Annotated in this window: 22 protein-coding genes; 9 read left to right on the plus strand and 13 right to left on the minus strand. The window is 41.4% G+C overall.

From position 1 onward, the window contains the following. Positions 1-235: 235 nt before the first annotated feature. The 4 genes from pntB to CHJ_RS21400 all read right to left on the minus strand — a co-directional run bounded on the left by pntB (position 236) and on the right by CHJ_RS21400 (position 4,148). Entirely contained in the window at positions 236-1,612 is a 1,377-nt protein-coding gene (gene pntB, locus CHJ_RS21385; protein ID WP_171753619.1) for a Re/Si-specific NAD(P)(+) transhydrogenase subunit beta, read from the minus strand. A gap of 10 nt (positions 1,613-1,622) precedes the next feature. After that, entirely contained in the window at positions 1,623-3,158 is a 1,536-nt protein-coding gene (pntA, locus tag CHJ_RS21390) for a Re/Si-specific NAD(P)(+) transhydrogenase subunit alpha (RefSeq protein ID WP_171753620.1), read from the minus strand. A gap of 326 nt (positions 3,159-3,484) precedes the next feature. Next, positions 3,485-3,760 (minus strand): HlyU family transcriptional regulator, encoded by a 276-nt coding sequence (locus CHJ_RS21395; protein WP_171753621.1) that lies wholly within the window; start codon positions 3,758-3,760, stop codon positions 3,485-3,487. Between the two features lie 22 nt (positions 3,761-3,782). After that, complete coding sequence (locus CHJ_RS21400) at positions 3,783-4,148, minus strand: late competence development ComFB family protein (RefSeq protein WP_171753622.1); 366 nt, start codon at positions 4,146-4,148, stop codon at positions 3,783-3,785. Between the two features lie 217 nt (positions 4,149-4,365). Between CHJ_RS21400 and CHJ_RS21405 the strand changes: the two genes are divergently transcribed. The 6 genes from CHJ_RS21405 to CHJ_RS21430 all read left to right on the plus strand — a co-directional run bounded on the left by CHJ_RS21405 (position 4,366) and on the right by CHJ_RS21430 (position 8,272). Beyond that, the gene (locus CHJ_RS21405; protein WP_253822097.1) at positions 4,366-5,595 is read left to right on the plus strand and encodes a GGDEF domain-containing protein; all 1,230 of its coding nucleotides are present in this window, start codon (positions 4,366-4,368) and stop codon (positions 5,593-5,595) included. A gap of 117 nt (positions 5,596-5,712) precedes the next feature. Beyond that, a complete protein-coding gene (locus tag CHJ_RS21410; RefSeq protein WP_317918972.1) occupies positions 5,713-6,162 on the plus strand; it encodes a DUF1499 domain-containing protein in 450 nt (149 codons plus the stop codon). 195 nt (positions 6,163-6,357) lie between these two features. After that, entirely contained in the window at positions 6,358-6,570 is a 213-nt protein-coding gene (locus CHJ_RS21415; RefSeq protein WP_171753624.1) for a cold-shock protein, read from the plus strand. A 314-nt stretch (positions 6,571-6,884) separates the two neighbouring features. Next, positions 6,885-7,325 (plus strand): DUF3069 domain-containing protein, encoded by a 441-nt coding sequence (locus CHJ_RS21420; RefSeq protein ID WP_317918973.1) that lies wholly within the window; start codon positions 6,885-6,887, stop codon positions 7,323-7,325. Between the two features lie 171 nt (positions 7,326-7,496). Continuing rightward, a complete protein-coding gene (locus tag CHJ_RS21425) occupies positions 7,497-7,961 on the plus strand; it encodes a GNAT family N-acetyltransferase (RefSeq protein WP_317918974.1) in 465 nt (154 codons plus the stop codon). A gap of 128 nt (positions 7,962-8,089) precedes the next feature. Beyond that, positions 8,090-8,272 (plus strand): hypothetical protein, encoded by a 183-nt coding sequence (locus tag CHJ_RS21430; RefSeq protein ID WP_171753627.1) that lies wholly within the window; start codon positions 8,090-8,092, stop codon positions 8,270-8,272. Positions 8,273-8,319: 47 nt separating this feature from the next. Here CHJ_RS21430 and CHJ_RS21435 read toward each other — a convergent pair whose 3' ends face one another. Both CHJ_RS21435 and CHJ_RS21440 read right to left on the minus strand, forming a co-directional pair. Next, positions 8,320-9,543 (minus strand): HlyD family secretion protein, encoded by a 1,224-nt coding sequence (locus CHJ_RS21435; protein WP_171752456.1) that lies wholly within the window; start codon positions 9,541-9,543, stop codon positions 8,320-8,322. After that, positions 9,536-9,880: an MFS transporter gene (locus CHJ_RS21440; RefSeq protein ID WP_317918975.1), complete on the minus strand. Its 345-nt coding sequence runs from the start codon at positions 9,878-9,880 to the stop codon at positions 9,536-9,538. Before CHJ_RS21440 ends, CHJ_RS21435 begins: the two co-directional genes overlap by 8 nt. 124 nt (positions 9,881-10,004) lie before the next feature. Between CHJ_RS21440 and CHJ_RS21445 the strand changes: the two genes are divergently transcribed. Further along, a complete protein-coding gene (locus CHJ_RS21445) occupies positions 10,005-11,006 on the plus strand; it encodes an AraC family transcriptional regulator (protein ID WP_171752458.1) in 1,002 nt (333 codons plus the stop codon). Positions 11,007-11,274: 268 nt separating this feature from the next. Here CHJ_RS21445 and CHJ_RS21450 read toward each other — a convergent pair whose 3' ends face one another. The 3 genes from CHJ_RS21450 to CHJ_RS21460 all read right to left on the minus strand — a co-directional run bounded on the left by CHJ_RS21450 (position 11,275) and on the right by CHJ_RS21460 (position 13,763). Further along, positions 11,275-12,996: an SgrR family transcriptional regulator gene (locus tag CHJ_RS21450; RefSeq protein WP_317918976.1), complete on the minus strand. Its 1,722-nt coding sequence runs from the start codon at positions 12,994-12,996 to the stop codon at positions 11,275-11,277. 102 nt (positions 12,997-13,098) lie between these two features. Continuing rightward, on the minus strand, positions 13,099-13,332 hold the full coding sequence (locus tag CHJ_RS21455; RefSeq protein ID WP_171752460.1) for a DUF3389 family protein: 234 nt from the start codon (positions 13,330-13,332) through the stop codon (positions 13,099-13,101). Then, positions 13,332-13,763 carry a hotdog fold thioesterase gene (locus CHJ_RS21460; RefSeq protein ID WP_171752461.1) on the minus strand — a complete coding sequence of 144 codons (432 nt, stop codon included), beginning with the start codon at positions 13,761-13,763 and terminating at the stop codon, positions 13,332-13,334. The genes CHJ_RS21455 and CHJ_RS21460 overlap by 1 nt, the downstream gene beginning before the upstream one ends. A 263-nt stretch (positions 13,764-14,026) precedes the next feature. Here CHJ_RS21460 and CHJ_RS21465 point away from each other — a divergent pair, with 263 nt between their 5' ends. Together CHJ_RS21465 and CHJ_RS21470 are read left to right on the plus strand one after the other, a co-directional pair. After that, positions 14,027-14,812, plus strand: coding sequence for a M48 family metallopeptidase (locus CHJ_RS21465; RefSeq protein ID WP_253822059.1), 786 nt, complete (start codon positions 14,027-14,029; stop codon positions 14,810-14,812). A 121-nt stretch (positions 14,813-14,933) separates the two neighbouring features. Then, positions 14,934-15,503 (plus strand): PhnA domain-containing protein, encoded by a 570-nt coding sequence (locus CHJ_RS21470; protein WP_317918977.1) that lies wholly within the window; start codon positions 14,934-14,936, stop codon positions 15,501-15,503. A gap of 180 nt (positions 15,504-15,683) precedes the next feature. On the opposite strand, the gene CHJ_RS21475 is transcribed toward CHJ_RS21470, so the two are convergent. The 4 genes from CHJ_RS21475 to CHJ_RS21490 form a co-directional block, all read right to left on the minus strand. Further along, positions 15,684-16,403, minus strand: coding sequence for a hypothetical protein (locus tag CHJ_RS21475; RefSeq protein ID WP_317918978.1), 720 nt, complete (start codon positions 16,401-16,403; stop codon positions 15,684-15,686). 99 nt (positions 16,404-16,502) lie between these two features. Continuing rightward, positions 16,503-17,609, minus strand: coding sequence for a hypothetical protein (locus tag CHJ_RS21480; RefSeq protein WP_317918979.1), 1,107 nt, complete (start codon positions 17,607-17,609; stop codon positions 16,503-16,505). Then, positions 17,606-18,367, minus strand: a complete 762-nt coding sequence (locus CHJ_RS21485; RefSeq protein ID WP_317918980.1) for a molecular chaperone — start codon at positions 18,365-18,367, stop codon at positions 17,606-17,608. The genes CHJ_RS21480 and CHJ_RS21485 overlap by 4 nt, the downstream gene beginning before the upstream one ends. Further along, positions 18,360-20,786 (minus strand): fimbria/pilus outer membrane usher protein, encoded by a 2,427-nt coding sequence (locus CHJ_RS21490; protein WP_317918981.1) that lies wholly within the window; start codon positions 20,784-20,786, stop codon positions 18,360-18,362. Before CHJ_RS21490 ends, CHJ_RS21485 begins: the two co-directional genes overlap by 8 nt. Positions 20,787-20,799 lie beyond the last annotated feature (13 nt).

Consider the following 20,799-nt stretch of genomic DNA (forward strand, 5'->3'; position numbering starts at 1 on the left):
CGACATTTATAGCAAAAAAGTTAGATCCTTGTACGCAACGGATTGGTTTTACCACGTAGCGTGAGAGTTTATTGTTTTTTTCAGTACAGATTTTATTCAATCTAGAAACAGTTTGAACAAGGTATCAGGAGAGCAATTAACCCAATCTCCTAACCATAAATAAATGCTGCTCACTTTATGTGAACAGCACTTCTAAATTGCTTACTGTTTCTCTTAATTTATAGCAAACATGCCGCTATAGATGAGAAGAAATTTGTACGCACGACTCTTTTGCATCACCAAACAGCATTTGAGTATTCTCTTTGAAGAACAATGGATTTTGCACCCCGGCATAACCTGGGTTCATTGAGCGTTTAAAGACAATAACATTTTGCGCATTCCAAACTTCCAATACAGGCATACCTGCGATTGGGCTATTTGGATCGTCTAGTGCTGCTGGGTTAACCGTATCATTTGCACCGATAACTAAGATGGTATCCGTTTCAGGAAGATCATCATTAATTTCGTCCATTTCTAAAACGATGTCATATGGTACTTTTGCTTCCGCTAACAATACGTTCATGTGACCCGGTAACCTTCCCGCTACTGGGTGGATACCGAAACGAACATTAACACCTTGAGCTCTCAGTTTTTCCGTAATTTCATGAACCGGATACTGAGCTTGAGCTACTGCCATGCCGTACCCCGGAGTTATTACAACTGACTTAGAGTTCTTCAGCATTTCAGCCACTTCTTCTGCACTGGTTTCGCGGTGTTCACCGTACTCAGTGTCGTTACTGATCACAACTTCCTGTCCAAAACCACCTGCAATAACAGAGATAAATGAACGGTTCATTGCCTTACACATGATGTAAGAAAGTATCGCACCGGACGAACCAACCAAGGCACCCGTTACAATCAATAGATCGTTAGCTAACATAAAGCCAGCCGCCGCCGCTGCCCAACCTGAATAGGAGTTAAGCATTGAGACAACAACAGGCATGTCCGCGCCACCAATAGATGCAACCAGATGGTAACCAAATACGAAAGCAATTAGCGTCATTATAATTAACGCAAACATGCTACCTTGGGCACTAACAAACATGAACATTAACAAGAGCGAAGCAACCACCGCTGCTAGGTTCCATTTATGCTTATGTGGAATGCTAAGTGGAGAAGAAGAGATCACACCTCGTAATTTACAAAATGCGACAATAGAACCGGTAAAGGTAACCGCACCAATAAATACACCAAGGAACACTTCAACTAAGTGAATGTTCAGAAGCGCTGGGTCAGTAATCATACCGTGATCTAGGTAGCTATTGTAACCAACTAAAACCGCAGCTAGACCCACAAAGCTGTGCAGTATTGCGACCAGCTCAGGCATCTCTGTCATTTCAACTTTTCTAGCGTAATGGATACCGATGCCACCACCAATAACCATTGCGACTAATATCCAGCCAACAGCAGATGAACTTGGTGATAGAATTGTCGCCACCAACGCAATCGCCATACCAGCAATACCGTAGTAGTTACCTGATCTTGCTGATTCTTGCTTAGACAGCCCCGCTAGACTCATTATAAAGAGAACCGCAGCAACAATGTATGCGGCTTGTACTAATCCTGCAGACATGTAAATCTCCTTAGTCTTTACGGAACATTTCAAGCATACGCTTGGTGACGGTAAAACCACCAAATATGTTTATGCTTGCAATTAACACGGCAATGAACGACAGAATGGAGACAGCAGTATTGCCCTGCCCAATCTGCAACAATGCACCAACCACAATAATGCCAGAGATAGCATTAGTTACTGACATGAGTGGAGTATGCAACGCATGAGTCACGTTCCAAACCACGTAATATCCAACAACACAGGCCAATACAAATACGGTAAAGTGCGATAAGAACTCAGCAGGGGCAACGCTAGCAACCCACGCAAATGCCCCAATAGCAGCGGCAATACCAACCACTTTTTTCAACGGAGATGCAGGCTCTTCTACAACTTCTACCGCAGGTTTAGCTGGCTCAGCTTGAGGTTTTGGTTGCGCCGATACCTGAATAGGAGGAGCAGGCCAAGTAACTTCACCCTCTTTAACGACTGTCACACCGCGTAAAACAACATCTTCAAAATCGATGTTGATGTTGCCATCTTTCTCTTTACACAGCAGCTTCATCAAGTTGACAAGGTTTGTAGCGTATAGCTGAGATGACTGAGTCGGAAGACGGCCAACCATATCGGTGTAACCAATAATTTTTACACCGTTGTCAGTGGTGATAACTTTATCCGCGATCGTATAATCACAGTTACCGCCATTTGCAGCGGCGAGATCAACAATCACGCTTCCTGCTTTCATGCTGTCAACCATTTCCTTGGTAATCAGCTTAGGCGCAGGGCGACCTGGAATAAGCGCAGTGGTAACAATAATATCAACGTCTTTTGCTTGTTCAGCATAAAGCTCAGCTGCTTTTTTGTTGAACTCATCTGACATTTCTTTAGCGTAACCATCGCCGGCACCACTGTTTTCTTCGAAATCAACTTCGAGGAACTCAGCGCCCATTGACTGTACTTGCTCTTTTACTTCAGGACGAACGTCAAATGCACGAACAACCGCACCTAAGCTACCAGCAGCACCAATTGCCGCGAGTCCAGCAACACCAGCCCCAGCCACAAGTACTTTCGCTGGTGGAACTTTGCCCGCAGCCGTAATTTGACCTGTGAAGAAACGTCCAAACTCATGCGCCGCTTCAACAACTGCACGATAGCCTGCAATATTTGCCATAGAACTCAACGCATCCAACGCTTGAGCTCGAGAAATACGTGGCACTGAGTCCATTGCCATTACATTGATGTTTTTGCTTGAAAGCTTTTCCATCAAATCAGGGTTTTGTGCAGGCCAAATAAAGCTGACTAAGCTTGCGCCCTCTTTCATCGATTCAATTTCGTTGTCAGAAGGTGCATTCACTTTAAAGACAATGTCTGCATTCCATATTTCTTCAGTAGAGGCTACTGAAGCACCCGCTGCGACGTACGCAGCATTATCAAAACTGGCTAAAGCACCAGCATCAGATTCAACAATGACGTCGAATCCCAGTTTTTTAAGCTGTTCCACCGATTTCGGTGTTGCAGCAACTCGAGTTTCACCTGCGAGTATCTCTCTAGGCACACCAATTTGCATAGTTATTCCCTACTATTGGCACAATGAATTGTTGGTTTTTATCAAAAGATGGAGTAATAGGATAAAATATAGTCAATATACTAATATTTAATACAATACACCTAAAATAGCCGTGAATTTTCTCTCTTCGCCAGTGAAAAGACAACACATTAAGCACTGAGCTGAGGTCAAACCAGATACAGAAAATATAGGCTAACTAGTCGATAGTACGTGTCTGATCTTATCTAATTACAAAAAGAGTCATCAGCATATACGCTAATGACTCCTTCAAACATGATAAATATCAAACTGTATAATTTAAACAGTTGGAATATCAGTAGTTATCTTTAATCGAATATTTTGCCATTCATCTGATCAATAAACATCTTTGCTTTATTCAACATTAGATCATTAGCATCTTGTTCTGAAGAAACAACGTCAGAACGAATAAATCTATGTTCCTTTATCTCGCCGTCAATTTCTTTGGTAATTCTACCAGCAATTCTATACTGACCGGATTCAGCGATCGCTTGCTGATAAATTAAAAAATCTTTGTACTCTACAGGCTCAACATGCTTTGCTTGTTTCTCTTTGCCTGAGAATAAACTTGAAAAAAATCCCACCAACTACTCCTTAAAACCGAGGTTATTTCTTTTTATTACCTAAAATTGGCTCTTCAAACCATTCAAGTTCACGATCTTCTAACTCTTCTTTATCAACCGAGATAACTTCTTCTTCTGTGCGTTCCAATCGTCTGTCGTCTTTAATCATCGTCTCAGCGGCTTCTATTGCCATAGTTACCTGATGTTGGAACTGCACTCTTCTTTCTTCCGCTAAGCGGGACAGAAAGTCAATATCATAGCGAATATAAACAGGTCGTAACTGATTCAAAGCTAGGCAGGCAAGATCCGCAAGCTGTTCGTTATCGTAGTTTTCTGTATACACGTCTTCGGCCAACTTGGTCCCTACCAAAGTTTCCATATAATTGTGTACATCAACATTTATTTGCATATTCAAACTCCATAAATGACACATAGTAAAACTAGCACTATGAGAGAGAGTAGAAAACTATTCAGCGACATCTATTATCATTTTTCTACCAATTATGCCGATTTAACCACATTTTGCGGCGGTTAGAGGTTTTTTATTAAGACGATAGTCGTTATCCTATGCTAATGAGCTCAACGTTATTAAAACGCTAAATACAAAGCGTGTGATTCTATAAAAAATGTCAATAATTCATAGCAGTTTCTTTCGACTATCATTGCCTATTGTCCTTATTTCCATACTGTTTTACTTTATGGAAGAAGTAGCGATATTAGTTGAAGTAAACTTTAATCTAGCAGCTCAACTGCCCTACTTTCTATTTGCGCTGTGCATAATCCTTTGCCAGAGCTTTAATCAAGGCCGAATGGGAATGATCGCTGTAGCCATGGCGATTGCTTACTGGGTTATTCAAAGCCGTCTACAGCACCCGCTTAGCTTTGGCACCACAAAAATAGAGTATGTGCTTCTCGCCTTCACATTCCCTACTGCCTGTGTCGTTGTTTATCTGTTTCCCGAAAAACGTTTCTTCTCTTTATCCTTTTCCGGATTCGCGTATTGCGCATTAATCGCGGCGTTGTTAGCGTGGAGTAACTTGTTTGTTGATCACATTGCCATCAATGGCATCAGTGAAACATGGCAAACCATCTTGTTTGAAATCCCACAAGTCTCACGTTTGCCCTTTATCATTATCTTATACAACGCTTTAGTGGTTGGCTTATTTGGTATTTTTATTCTTAAAAAGAACGTCATTATTGATGTGGCCATTTATACTGCATTGATCATTTCAACCCTAACATTTGTATTTTTTCAATACTCTTATATCTCAACCATTTTGTTCTCACTCGGTGGTGTATTACTTATTCTATATATAATGATCACCAATCATAGCCTTGCTTATGTCGATCTGCTGACCAATATCCCCGGACGACGAGCGTTAGAAACCGAGATCAAACATCTTGGAAAAAAATACACAATCGCCATGTTAGATGTAGACCACTTTAAAAAATTTAATGATACATACGGACACGATACCGGAGACGATGTTCTAAAATTAGTCGCATCTCAAATGACAAAAATTGGCGGTAAAGCAAGAGTTTATCGCTACGGTGGTGAAGAGTTTACAGTACTGTTTAAAGGTAAATATGTAGATGAAGCATTAGAGTACTTGGAAGAGTTGCGCGAGAACATCGCCAATTATCAAATGATGATACGAAACCAAGACATGAGGCCAAAAAGTAAACTGGGCCTAGTTAACCGGGGTAAAGGCACCAGAGATAAATCCGTTTCTGTCACTATCAGCATAGGTGTCGCCGACAGTTATGAAACTAAAAAACCACACCATGTACTGAAAAATGCAGATACTGCTCTCTACAAAGCGAAAAATGCGGGCCGTAACTGTGTTTCGTCATAAGCAGGTCTTTCATAATCGCCTTTTCATCATAGAAAATTATCTAATAAACGACTAAATTGATAACGCTCAGTACCAACACAGTCTCATCATAACAACAATGAAAACAAGGAAATGTTAATGATTTTAAAGATAGTCTCAGCTCTAGTTTTACTGGTCGTTGCTTTTATGTTTTATAAAAACAGCACCACTCCGGATTATTTGGGCGTTCAACAGGGCAAGTTTGCGCCAATGCCCAGCACACCAAATGCCGTTTCTTCTCAGACCGACATTGCAGAGAAAAAGGTCGCTTCATTGCCTTTTGACAGTGTTGAACAAGCTAAGCTTACCGTTACTAAGGTATTGCAAGCGATGGGCAACAACAGCATAGAGAGCGAGAGCGACAATTACATCCACATTGTTTTCACCACAGATAAAATGCGTTACAACGACGATGTAGAGCTGTTTTTTGATGTACAAAATCAGCAACTTCATTATCGCTCGCAATCTCGGGTTGGTTACAGTGATGGCGGCGCAAATTTAAAGCGTTATCAACGTTTTACTAAACACTATCAAGCGCTATCTGAATAACGATAACCTCTGGTAAATATTGACAATAGTCTTAGTAAACCGATTCACTTTGGAGCCACTTCGCGAAATTGCTACATTAATCGTTGTCGAGATCACATCTTAGTGAATTGGTGATTTTTTCGCCTATTTTGTTATTGTAACGTAAATTATGTGATGCGCTTTTGCATCAGTTACTTAGGTGAATAGAGTTTTATTATGAGTGAAAAAATCAATGGCACTGTAAAGTGGTTTAATCAAGACAAAGGATTCGGCTTCATTACCCCTGAGAATGGTGGAAAAGATGTGTTTGTTCACTTCTCTGCGATTAACGGTTCTGGGCGTCGAAATTTACAAGACGGTCAGCAAGTTTCGTTTGTGGTTACCAATGGCCAAAAAGGCCCTCAAGCAGAAGATGTTGATGCCGTTTGATAAGCCAACACATTAGCTTATTATTAATGCAACGGTTACAACGCAATTTCATATATTACTTTCAAGCCACCGACTCTGAGTTCGGTGGTTTTTTATTTCTATCGCAACGTTATCTGCTTGCACTCAAGGTCAATTCTATCAATACCGTGATTCAGTAATTGATGATTTTATCTACAAATCATCACTGTCCTCGCTCTTTTTGCGTTACAACGTCTCTTTTATCCGAGTTTAAGTACCGTTTTTAATCGATAATTATTGACTTTTTTTAGGTTCTTTTTAGCATTGATTATTCAAATAACGACTAAGATAAAATTATGACTACCGATGTAAATGAACCAACACCAGAAGCTGTAGATTTGGATCAAATTTCACCTGAACTAAAAAAGGTAATAGAGTTTGATCAAGTTCCTGAACAGATGTTCGATATGGTGGTTTCTATTCACGAAGTTTCCGAGCAAGCTGTTCGAGAATCATGGGATGCAATGCCAGCAAGCGCGCAAAACGTGTTAGACAATTTTGAACAGTTTCACGCGTTAATTTCTGTAAGCCAAGCATTTGCAGGTGTGAATTTTATGGAAGAATTCCCAACATTGGATCTTCCTAAAGATATGTCTGAAAGCGATCAAGAAGAGTACCGCGCACAACTACTCGATCAAGTGTTGCATAACTGTGTTAAAGACATGGTTAAACAAGTCAAGAAAGCTCGTAGAGACGCCATCCTTAAGAAAGACTTTAAAGACGTATTTGCGAAATAGCCACCGCTGATTGCTTGATACAGTAAAGACTCTTGCTATAACCCAAGAGTCTTTTTGTATGCAGCGGGTTCTTATATAGAAAATAGCTGTATAACAGAGAACTTATTGCTATTTGACAGAACTGTAAATAACACTTATTTTCTATAGACATTGTATATACTTTGTAATTCTATGGACATTAGTATAAAAAAGGCCAATAGACGAGATATCAGCACCATAAAAGATATTCTCACTGAATCTCGCAATGAGCACTTACCCTATGCTCCAATGCGTTATAGCGAAAAAGAGATACGCTATTGGGTTGGAGAAATACTGTTGGTAAAAGCCAACGTTTGGCTGGCGATTAAAAACGGTATTGCTATTGGCGTTTGCGCCTGTAGCGACAAAGGAATTGATACTTGGATAGAGCAACTCTATATTAAACCGGGTTACTTACAGCAAGGAGCAGGCTCTAAATTGCTCGACGTTGCTGTGAAGCAATCTAAGTTTAAACACATTAAAGTTGCCTGCTTTGAGAAAAATATTCAGGCAAAAAACTTCTATATTAAGATGGGTTTTAAAGTAAAACAGCAACGTGATGGTTCGCAAAACGAAGAAGGTTTGGCAGATTTGATCCTTGAGAAAAGGGTCTCTTGATTATAACTTCAACAAAAATTGTTCAGTTATTCTACATAATCGCCATTTCTTTCAATCCGTTGTTGACTCCGATTATTGAACGCATATAAAGTTCTATGCGTTGTATATACATGACTCAAGGTGTCACTGTGAACACTAAGAAAAAAAAAGAAGCAAACAAAAAAGATAGCCAACTGATCATTCGCATTAATGGCGAGCAAAGAGACGAATTTGTATCTCTTTGTGAAGATCTAGATACTTCCGCAGCACGAGAAGTTAGGCGCTTTATTAAACATTTTATTGCTGATAACAAGAAAGAAGAAGATGAATAAAAAAAAGACCAGGATTACTGGTCTTTTTTGTCTCTTTTTTTGCCATTCTATATCGAGTATATGTAGTAGATCTGCGCTTTCATTCTAATGATAATTCCGCGTATTACATCTAAGAAACTCATAAAGCTATTCGGCTTCTCGCCACTTATCCATGCTAATCCTACAGAGCCTACCGGAATGTCATAGTCCGCACCCTCTTCCAGCTTAAGCCTTACAAAATGGTGTTTATTCTGTAAGTTCTGCACTGTCGTCTTCGCCACTGAAGGTTCTAGCCCTAATAAGTTTGACTGTGCTTCTGCTGTCGCTTCAACTATCCCTTCCACTTGCGCTGAAAATACTTTACCCGGATAGACAGGGCTCGCAAATTCAGCCGCTTGACCTACTTTCACGTTTCTAATTGCCTGATGATTTACACGAGTCAAAATGTACTTTTCATCGGTATACATCTGGATTCTTGGTACAACCCCAACGTACTGTCCCTCACGCAAAATAAAGTTAGTAACATAGCCGTCTGTTGGCGCATAGACTTTTGTCTGCTCTAAGTTCCACTCTGCTTGAGCCAATGCTTCTGTTGCACTATCAATTTGAGCTTGCTGGTTTTTCACCGTCAGCTTGGCTCTATCAATCGCAATCACCGCTTTCTCTTTTTCAACTAGGTACTTGTCTATCTGAATAATAATGGTGTTCAGTTTTTGCTGAGCTAACTCAACCGCATTCTTTTGTTCATCAATCATACTTTCGGTAATGGTGTGTTTTACCGCGCTATTCTGTTTTTTATAGCGATCTAGTGTTGTCTTTTTCCAGTCTAAATCCGCTTCAGCTGCGCTTTGTTCACTTTGGCTTATCTCAATCGTTTTGTCTGCTGTTTCAAGCTGTGCAATGGCAACTTGAACATCTTCTAACGCAACTTGATAAGACACCATAGCAGACGAGAGAGTCACTTTAGCCTGATTAAGAGCAATTTGGTAAGGCTTGTCGTCCAACTCATATATAAGTTGACCGGCAGTCACGCTTTCATTTGGTTTAACATGAATGGCTTCTACTTTACCTTTGATATTAGTATTGCCCGGTCGTAATTGAATATGAGGCGACTGAACAATGGATCCACCGCTAAGATCCATCGGCGTGTAGTTGATCAACCCGATCCAAACAAATATTAGCCACGCACCACCGCCAATATAAGCAAACCCTTTGCTAAACTTGTTCCAAGGCATTCCTACTAGTCGCAATAAATAGATAAACAGAGCCCATACCGCTAAACCTTCAAGCATGATTGTTCTCCTCTTTGTTTGAATCGATGTCTGACTCTAATTTGGCTTCGCTTTTCCAGATATCTCTAATTCGAATCAGCGCTTTTTCAGCATCCAAAAATGCAACAATGACCGCCAGTACCCAAACCCAATGCCAAATAAACCCTATCCAAGTTAATGTAGTAATCAAACCAACTTGTTGGTGCTGCTTACTGTGAGCCTGATTAATTGGCATTTCATGGAATTTCCAAAAACCAATGGCAACGGCAATAACACTGCCTAACAACACAGTCGCAGCCACAACATGAAGCACCGTATCAGTGCCAGTACCAACAAATGGAACACTTAATAAACTCAAGATAACGCCCTCAATTAATAACTTGGCTGAATTATTGTCTATTAAACACTCTATTCTCAATGATAATGTACAGATTCTTTTAATTTGGCTACTATAATGAGGTTTTCTGTTGCAGGGTTGTGCTATGTTTGAACCTATCTCCTTTATTCGATCGGTAACCATTGAAGAGATATACAATAATTTATACAAGTATTATCGCGTTAATCCTGATGAGTTAGACTTGCCTGCATCGATCTTTCGTAATCCAATGACATTGATTCCTTGTCACGAAGTCGCCAACTGGTATCAAAATATTGAAGTCGTATCTGGCGATGCCGACTTTATGTTTAATCTCTCTAAATACGTTCACTTCGATCGCTTGGGTAGCTTAGGGCAGTGGTTCTTATCCGCAAAAGATCTGGCGTTGACCTTCAGGCGCTTTAATTATGGGATGAGCTGTGTTCAATCTGGTGCTTACTTTTATGGAGTGCAGAACGGAAAGATTCTGAAATGGACATATAATACCGACAGTTTTTCTGGGCGTGCGCGCTTTCACGACAGCGTTCGTGTCTTGCTGCTCATGATTGGCTTGCTAAGAAAATATTTAGGCGACGATTTTTGCCCACTAAAAGTTTGCCTTCCCTACCGCAGTGAGCAAAGAAAACGTTACGAGGCGTTTTTTGGTTGTGAGGTTGAATGGAATAGTCCTCGAACCGAACTGTGGTTAAATATAACCACAGTCACAAACCAACACTACGTAGAGTATCAACCAGATAACCAAGCTGGGATGAACTTTGGCTACTTAGACAATTATATTAATATGCCTCAGCCCAACGACCATATAAAAGTCATCTACGAGCTGATCAACTACAGTTGTCACTTTGGCACTCCGTCGTTAAACAAAGTCTCTGCCATGATAGGGTTATCACCGCAGCAGTTTCAACGGAGGCTAACCTCACTTGGATTCAATTTTACCAATATCACCGGATACGTATTGTGCAATATAGCGGCGCAGCTACTGCAACATGAAACAGACATAGAACAAATTGCCAAACAGTTGGGCTATCAGCATAAATCCAGCTTTGTACGCACTTTCAAAAAATATCGTGGATTAACTCCCAGCGAATACATTAAAAGCTTACAGTGACCTAAGGGCTGTTGACCTTTCGCAACAATTTTTTGCAGCAGTTTGTTGGTGTTTTATACAAGGCTGCACCTGTGCAGAGTAGTCATCTACGCAAATCAGGTGATAACGCGGTAGAAAGTGCCAACAAACGCTGCCCGAAAGGTTCATCTGAAAATACCTTGAGCTGTGTTATGAGTCGTTTACATCGAATAACGATGCTGCTCTCCTCATACCTTGCTCGAACCCCTTTCAGGTTGAACAAAATCTATTGTCGAAAGATCAACAGACCCTAGAGATATGCTCTGTTTTGCGCAATTTCAGGATCGTTTATCGTCGGCTTCAGCCAAACCTTACTAAAATCAAACCAACCTAACGCATTGCATTTCGCATTTTGTAAAGATCCACACTGATCTTTACTTACACCTAACCAGCAGTGAAACATCGGAATGATTTGGTTATTTTCAACCAGTGACTTACCAAGCTCTCTTGCTGGGAAAGGTTGTTCTTTCTCTTCTCGCCACAGATCCACTAATCGTTGCCATTGGGCAAAAGTATCCGAATTACTTAGTAACTCGATATCGCTATAGCCTAACAGCCAACTTGCAAGCGCATCGTCCCGATAAGTCGCTAGCCCCATAGGTTTAAGCCAAATATCGACAATATTGGGATCATCAACTGTTTGCTGATACTCGATAAACTCAACCCGAAGGCCAATATTAGCTAACAGCTTTTTAATCACCTTGGCCAAGATGGGAAACACCGGATGCTCACCATGGTATGCCACTGTAACCGGCTGTTTGCTTTCTGTTTTTGGAGGCGTCGCGCTACCGACAGTATGGTACCAACCCGGTTTTAAACCGTGAGCAGGCAATAATCCCAGTTCAATCACTTTGTCTTCAGGCAACTCATTAAATAGATTAAACGAGTTTAAAATGGAGCTAAGGTATCTCGCCCACTCATCATCTTTGGCAATACCCTGCTTTCTATTTAAGAGCAGATAAGTACAGCCTGGATCCAAAGCTACATCATTATCGCCAACGTCGGTTGGTTTGCTGGGGTGCGATAAACTTGGGAAAACAAACGAGGAGTGAGCTTCATCCACTACCCACACTTCCACTTTATCTACCAGCGGTCGATAGCCAAAATATCCATCAAATGCTTCTAACACCAATCGTTGGTCATCATTTCTCTCAACCTTATAAGGTCCAGTACCAATTGGATAAAGGTCACCATTCGTTGAGATCCACTCTGATGGTGGTAGTACCTTAGCGCACGATTCAGTAAAGAGCAGCGGTAAGTGCCAATCGTCTTGGTTCAGATAGATATCAAGCACTAAAGGCTTAGGTGAGTCTACTTTTTCGATATGAGAAAAAAGAGGCAATGCCGCGAGAGCCGTGATTGACTCGGTGATATGACCCTGCTCTAACAAGTTGCCATTATGAAAACGAACCCCCGGCCGGAGGTAGAACCGCCAATGCCGAGCACTGAGAGCTTGCCATGAATGAGCTAGATCAGGCTTCACTTTCTCATTTTCATCCATCACGGTTAAACCGCTAAATATCTGACTAATGATATTCTGTTCAGAACGTCTATGAGGCTTGGAAGGATTTAACATAGATAAAGGACGATAATACGGCAGGCGCATCACCTGCTGGCCTTCGCTATGCTGGATGCCGAGATAACCGTGCAGAATTTGACTCAGTCGACTGACGTCTTTACCAAGTACATTTAACGCTTGTTCTATTTTACCTTCTTCGAGGTAACGTTTGGCCAAGCTTTCACTGACATCATTTTGATTTTGAATGAAATTTAAGCGAGACAAGTTCCCTCTTCCCGCTGCTGGCATCCACTCTATCCAGCCTTCATCACTCAACTTATTTAAAACAATACGCGCATTGCGGCGCGTACAAAACAGAATATCCGTAATATCCTCTAGGCGAATATCACTGTCTTTGCCTTTAAAATGTTCGAATAACGCTTCAAATTGAGTACGAAGTCTTGGACTGCTCATAAAGAGGAAATCTCGCTATTTAAGCAAATATAAGTATTTCCTATTTTATCACAGTAACCCTGTGTCAGTTAGACGCAACGGTTACATTTTTTTATGGCGCGGCTAAAGAATAGGCAAACTCATTTCTTTAGCAATTTGTTCTAACTGCTCTGCCTGCGGTAGCTTAACCGACCATTTGCACTCACTGCCATTAACAGAGATAACATTTGCCCCCTTACCGATAAGCTGAATGGCGTCATTTTGAGCCTGTAAGGTTGTTTTATAAGCATCATCTAAACGAACCACCAGCTCAAATGCATTAACAATGATTTTTCCGCCTTCAATTGGGATAACCATTATTTTTCTCGCTTATGCTTTTTAACCGCAATGGTTAAACGGCTGGTACACACTAGTCGTTCCCGGTTATCTGTAATGGTAATTTGCCATACTTGGGTCGTCGCCCCTAAATGCATCGGTTCTGCTTTACCAATAACATGACCACTGCGCATGGCTCGTATATGATTGGCATTAATATCTAATCCGACACAGTAGTGGTTTTGATCAACACAAAAATTCGCCGCGATTGAGCCTAATGTTTCTGCCAGCACAACAGAGGCACCACCATGGAGCATACCTAACGGCTGATGAGTAAAACTACACACAGGCATAGTGGCAGAAATAGTATTATCGGTTAATTGACAGTACTCAATGTTCAGATGTTCCATCATTGTGTTTTTCGATGTAGCATTGAGAAGATCAAGGCTGATCTCTCTTTTCCAGATAGACATATTGTGTCCTTAATGAGTGACGTTTTGTAATACCCTTAGCAGCATCAGATAATCTTGAATAGGGTCTATTATATTTTTGTATATTGTAATAAGAATTAAACTAAAAAATCTTCGCTCAAACAACTACTAACAAAGCAAAATTAATCATAAACGACTTTCTAAGGCAATTCCTTGCTCAGACATTTTTCAGTTTTACTATAACGTTATAAAAAGCATGCTGTTATAATTGAGGTAATAATTAAAATCAAATTGGATAGAGCATTTTGACCTCACATAAATTCGCCATTTTAACGTCGGTTGTACTTTCGCTTGCTGCATGTACCTCTTCTCCTACCGGAAGAAGTCAATTGATCCTCTTTTCTGATCAGCAGATGAGTTCATTAGGGTCACAATCTTTTGAGCAGATGAAAAGTAAGCAGAAAATAAGCACCGATAAAAAAACCAATGAGTACGTGCAGTGCGTAACGAACGCAATACTGCCTAATGTACCTAAGCAAGACGGTTTTTCTGAATGGGAAGTAGTGGTGTTTGATAGCGACCAAGTTAACGCATTTGCCCTCCCCGGCGGTAAAATAGGCGTCTATACCGGATTACTAAAAGTCGCAGAGAACCAGCATCAACTTGCCACGGTTATCGGCCATGAAATCGCTCACGTACTCGCGGATCATAGCAACGAAAGAATGTCTCAGACTCAACTGGCTCACGCCGGTTTGCAAATAACCAATATCGCTATGAATAATTCTGAGTATAAAGTCGCGACAATGGCGGCGTTGGGCTTAGGTGTTCAATACGGTTTACTACTCCCTTATGGACGAACTCAGGAGTCAGAGTCAGATATTCTTGGTTTAGAACTAATGGCAAAAGCAGGATTTGATCCGTACCAGAGTGTCGACTTGTGGAAGAACATGGCCAAAGCCTCTGGCGGTAATCAGCCACCTGAGCTGTTGTCGACTCACCCGTCCCACAGTACGCGAATTAAAGATCTCAAAAACAAGGCAGACTCGTTACCTCGTTACGATGTAGAAACGCCACAGTGCCAAAAACCATAATGTTGTGGAATTAAATCACAGCGTAATATACTATTCCGCCCAATTAGTTAGCCGACCATATCGCTTATATTCTTTACGATATGGTCTTGCTTTCCCTTTCTAAAATACACAGGTAATAAATATGTCTACTGAAGCAACTATGCTAGAGCGCTGCGATTCTAAATGCGAATTGTGCGGCTCTTCATCATCTTTATCTGCTTTTGTGGTTGCACCGCACAGCCAAGTGACGGTTGATCATGCAGTTATGCTATGCGACACATGTCACTCACAAATTGAAAACCCAGAAACAGTAGATGTTAACCACTGGCGCTGTCTTAATGACAGTATGTGGAGCCAAACACCTCCTGTTCAAGTTATGGCATGGCGACAACTTACCCGTCTTGCAAAAACTGAAGGCTGGGCAACCGACCTACTAGATATGATGTACCTAGAAGAAGACGTGGCTAAGTGGGCAGAGACTGGGATGGACGCAGACGGCCAAACACACGTTGATTGTCACGGTGCTGAGCTTAAAGCGGGTGACAACGTCACTATCATCAAAGACTTACCGGTAAAAGGCTCTAGCATGGTAGTAAAACAAGGCACAATGGTAAGAAACATCGGCCTTGCAAAAGATGACTTCGACCTGTTCTCAGGCAAAGTAGAAGGCCAATCCATGTGGTTACGTTGCGAATATTGCCGTAAGAAGTAAGCTTACTGAGCTATATTTGAAACAGAGAAAAGGCGCTGATTTGGCGCCTTTTTTTTGTAAAATATTCCATAGTCTCGCTTTCAATATAACCTTAATCATTACGAACGTTGTCTTGAACTGGCGTATCCATGCACTATCAAGTTTAAGCACAACTTCAGTTATGCCTTTCATTTATTACTGTTATGCACTGCTACGTATTGTATCAAAGGCATATCCTTGCATTAAAACCTTAGCATGGCATATCCGTTTTACATCATCACTCGTTTCAACACGTTCGACGATAATAGATAACTCCGGAAACTTACTGGTCAGCTTTTGTAGCTCCCTTGAAAAGTTCTCATTTCTTGAATAATCAACTTTAAGGTAGTGGTACACTCCCAATCCGACTTCTTTGATCCGAAAATCCTTCTGTATATCAAAGTCATCTGCTGCTAATAATACTCCGGATTGATCCAACTTAAGCAACGCCTGTTTTATTTCAGGACACTCGCAGCAAAAACTTAATTCCCTTTCGGTTATTTCAACCACTAATATGATATCAAATGCTTGCAATAGACTATTAAATAGAATGACTTCATTAATGAGCATTTCTACACAGAGGCAGGAGCGTTCAACATTAATAAAAAGCTTTTTCCCTCTTAGTACATTTAAATCCCTGCCATTGAGCAAAGAGCCCAATAACCGAGTCATCAAATTGCTAACTAAAAAGGGACTATTAATTTCGTAGTTAAGTACGCTCTCTTTCTGTCCAACATTAACATCTGTGAAATCAATCAGGCATTCATAACCAATGGATACACCACGACGATTAACTATTGGCTCAAGCTTGTAGCCAAATACCGTCGAATATAACTTATCCGAACTAGAACTTAATAAATTGTTTAAATGAACGCAAGCCATAAGGCACTTCCTTTTTTGATAGTCTATTTACTATCTAAACTGTCATTATTTCCGAAATTATATTTATTGCTAACAGGTACAGCTCGTAGCGACAGATCCCTAGTTATATTCAATGGTAGAAATAACATTAATCTCGTAATTGCCACTTTTCGAATCGTTGTTCGCTTTCAGATGTGCGGTAAAAGGAACTTCAAATCTATTCCCCGTACCAAATGAAGGCAATTTGGTTTTCCTTCCGAACACAACATTTTTGTTGGTGGAATTATCGAATAGCCGTAAATTAACCTTTACGCCATCTTTGCTATAAGAGGCGAATGTCGGGTTAGAAGGATCAAAAGAAACCGAAGAGGATTTCACTACATCAAAACTGTAGCTGATATTTTTAGTCCCCCCAGAGGATACATTTGGGCAAAATATCTCTAATTTAAAGTTCTTACTGACACCTTCTCCACCTCGCGTTACAGAATCAAATTCAACAAAGGAAGGAATCTCCTTTCGGCAACTTGGATCATACAACTCTATAGTCGGTCCCTGTATTTTGAGATTAGAGTGCCAGACACTTTGGGGGCTCTGCTCATGTAAGTAAGTAGAAAACCTGACCGGAGAGCTCAGCCAAATATTTTGTAACCTTGTAGAAGCAGACGACGAAACATTCTTATTTTTGTGCACGTAGAACATAGTCACACTATAGCTTCTTCTAACTATGTCATTCGGTTTATAGTCTCCTCCCCAGCCGTAACGCTCTAACAAAATAGATCGCGATTCTCCACCGTAGGTTCCGGTTCTCATTCCTGTATTCTTTGTCAGTGTTCCGGCCACATCACTTTTCGGAGGCAGTCTCAAAACTAGACCATCGATATTGCTCTTATAAATTCCTTCCGTTCCCCAGCTAGGTCCTGAAATAAAGCTCCGGCTGGAACCTGAAAAAAAAATACCTAACGATATATTATTGCTGGGCGCCGATGTATGAGTTTTGCAGGTAAAATTAAAATGCCCGACAATCTTTCCAATAGGCGATCTGAAACTTGAATCCATAAACTCCGTTCCTGTCGGTATCTTACCTGACTGCCCTCTTAGAGAAACGTACTGAGTAGTTACAGAGATCGGATTGCACTGTCCGGCTGACAGGCTCGCATAAGCGCCAGCACTCCAGAAACAGAGAGCTAACAGCACCATCTTTTTAGTAAAAGGAGAAAAAGGAATCACTGCGCTACCTCTTCAACGTCGATCTGCTGAGTGATTAAACCGCTTACTCCCCCAAAATCATTAATATAGGCATAGTTAAAGGTAAGCGTATCTTTCTCTAGCTTTTCCCGGCTTACAACAAGTTCATAGTCAGAGTAAGGAGAAAGATTCACAAAGACATCGCTTAAGGCGTTTAACTTGCCGTCTTTTTGGTATTCAAAGTCGGTAATGGCAAAGTTGAAGGGGGTTGGATTGTCAGCTTTCAGCAGCAGTTTTTCGCCACGCTCAACCAGCTGCCAAGTTACTTTTTTAAATTGCTTGCTGATATCGAGTTTATTTAACTGTTCAGGGCGAACAATAAGTTTGATTTTGGTTCTTACCGCGATACGCAAGGCGTTCTTATCGCCGTCTGTTTTCTTTGGGATCTCCTGAAATACCAGTAGATAGACGCTTTCTCTCTCCTTTGGCAGTGCATCGACAACAGGTAGAACTTTCACTCCCCCTTTAGAATTGCCGTCAATTCGGAATATAGGTGGGGTAACGACAATAGGAATATTTTTTCGTTTTCCCTGCAATGTTTCCATCCATACCTGAACCATATAAGGTGAAGAAGAGCTATTCTCAACATCTACCTGATGTTCCTTCGGTTTTAGCTCCACAATTTCACGGGTGCGCTCAGGCCGAACACCTGAGTAACCCGAAAAACTTACCGTGCTTAATAACATCAGTAAAAGAGTAACCATTGTACTGTTAATAATGGGTTGACGAATTCTACTCACAGGAAACCTTCTTAATATTGGTTAAATTGTTAACATCAAACTCAGGACTTGAGTTCACTTCAAAACGGCACTCAATACTCTCTACGGAACTTCCGATTCGGTAGCTCAGTTTTTCTCCCATTGGTACACCAGATAAATAAACAATATTTTCGTCACCAACATAGGAGACAATCTTATTGTCGTTATTAAACACAGGCTGGCCGAACAGAGATTCCTTTGCGGTTATTCTGTAAAGCCCGCGGTTGCCTATCATGGCGTTCGGTTTCACTTTTACTAAGCTACCTTTCGACGGATAAACAGGTTTAATCTGCCCCTGAAGCTCTACCATTGGGCTCTCTTCACTATTCAGGTAGACACGGTTCTCGTCATAAGCGGTAATATATGGAACAACCCCAAGGCCTTCTTTATTGGTGCGGTTATTGTTTCCGTAACCAAGCTGTACGTTTTCAGCTCCCTGACCAAGGTCGATCAACAGGCTGGTTTCGCCAAGGCTTTGGGTCATCAACACATTGTCTCCGGTCAACAGAACACCCCCGCTGACAGACAGGCTGGAATCATACCTCTGTTCATTGGCCGACAATCCAAAGGCGTAGCGTCCTTTAGCTGACTGCCAACTAACATTGGTGTTGGCCGCCAGTACATTGTTATCTGATCCGTAATTTAGCGAGGCACTATATTGGTAATCGTCGTTACTTCCGCTATAGGAAATGTTGTGATTGTTTACGCCTTTGTTATCAAAGTCGGAGTTCAGCCCGAGCCGGCCTGACGAGTAACCCAAAGGAATAGAAAGCGAGACACCAAATGCAACATCATCTTCTGAGGATCCACTCCTCTCTTCCTGCCGACCATAAACCCGCACCGGAATGCCCGCCACATCAAAACCGAGGGACGCATAGAGTGATCGACTGATTTCTCTGTCTTGCTGATGGTAGGTCTTAATATTGTAAGAAATATAACTGCTTATCTCGCCGATAGGCTGCGATAAACTGAGAGTAAACTCGTTTTTTGGTGCTGATAAATCGCTTCGTTGGTCGTGCCGATCAGCCAAATAATCATTCAAGTTATAAAAATTTTTCGAGTTATAGCGCAACGCCGCTAAACGGATGTCTGAACCAGTAGCAAAAAAGCGTTTTGCGTATTCAATACCCAACTTATAACCAAGCTGATCACCATCATCAAATTTAGCGCTGGATACCGCGCTTTCCATGCCGACGGCACCAATCATGCCTAAATTGTAATATCCATTATATCCACCGGATAGGTAATCCGAATCTGTGGTTAAAGTGGTAAAAGTGCCAAGGGTAAACTGGTCAAAACCTCTCGAATAGTAGCCGGACATCACTACCTCTTCTCCGTAGTCAGAACGGTAACGACCAAACGAGAGTGAATAGTCATTGCGACCGGGTCTTAATAGGTTGGGCAAGCGCGAGTATACGATTGTACGATCTATGGTTCTTCCGTCTGACTCTTCTATGCGCAGCAGCAGATCGGAGCTTGTACCGGGAAGATCTAACGAGGTAATTTCAAATTCACCGGGAGCCACTTTAGATTGATAGAGCAGCTTCCCTTGCTGCAACACAGATACCGTTGCCTGTGTTGAGGCATAACCCTTAATAACTGGCGAGTATTCCCTTTCTTTGCGGCTAAGCATATCGGACGGGTTTTCAACACCAACACCTGTTATCGCCAGACCATTGTTTAGTGAACTGTTGGTTTCAGAGCGGATCTGACCAGCACTAATGCGCAGTTTTGACTCATTCAGATCAGTGTAGAGATAGGCGTTACCCCAATTCAGGTTGGCTGTATCAGCGGAATAAGACACAGAGCCGTTAATTCTTGCCCTGATCTTAGCATATTTACTAAAACTATTGAGAGACAGGTAACCTGACACATCATCGTCTGAATTTAACCCAGCAAACCCGTTGTAATTAAGTTTGGTGTGGTTGATCCCCTCGTCCCATACCACATCATTAAGATAAGAAAACGCACTGGTATCTTTGTGGTAGATATTGGGAACCTTCAAAGTCAATGTTGAAAAGCTAGACTGATACTCGGTGGATGCACCTTCAAGGTAATCACTGGCTATCTGACACGAAGAAGTAGCTACTTTCTCGGGCAGTTTTTCAAGGTTAATACCCAGCTCATCCAGTTGCTCTGGCGTGAAGCAAGGCAAAACCTGACCATTGCGTTTTACAAATAAAATGTCCATTTGAATTGGCGCATTCGGGTACAACTCAACCGCTACCGAGTGGTTGCCCTCGGTAATACCGAAGTCAAACCAATCCATATTAAACTGCGAACGGTCATACCCTTGCGGTAAATTGAGGAATGCAATATCAAACTCCTCACCAGCCGTTGTTTCTGCCGCGCTGCTTACAGCCGGGCTTATCAGCATCGCCAATAAGCCCGAGGTAAGCATCGCTTTTACCTTG

Source organism: Vibrio sp. MACH09 (assembly GCF_033238805.1).
GTDB lineage: Bacteria > Pseudomonadota > Gammaproteobacteria > Enterobacterales > Vibrionaceae > Vibrio.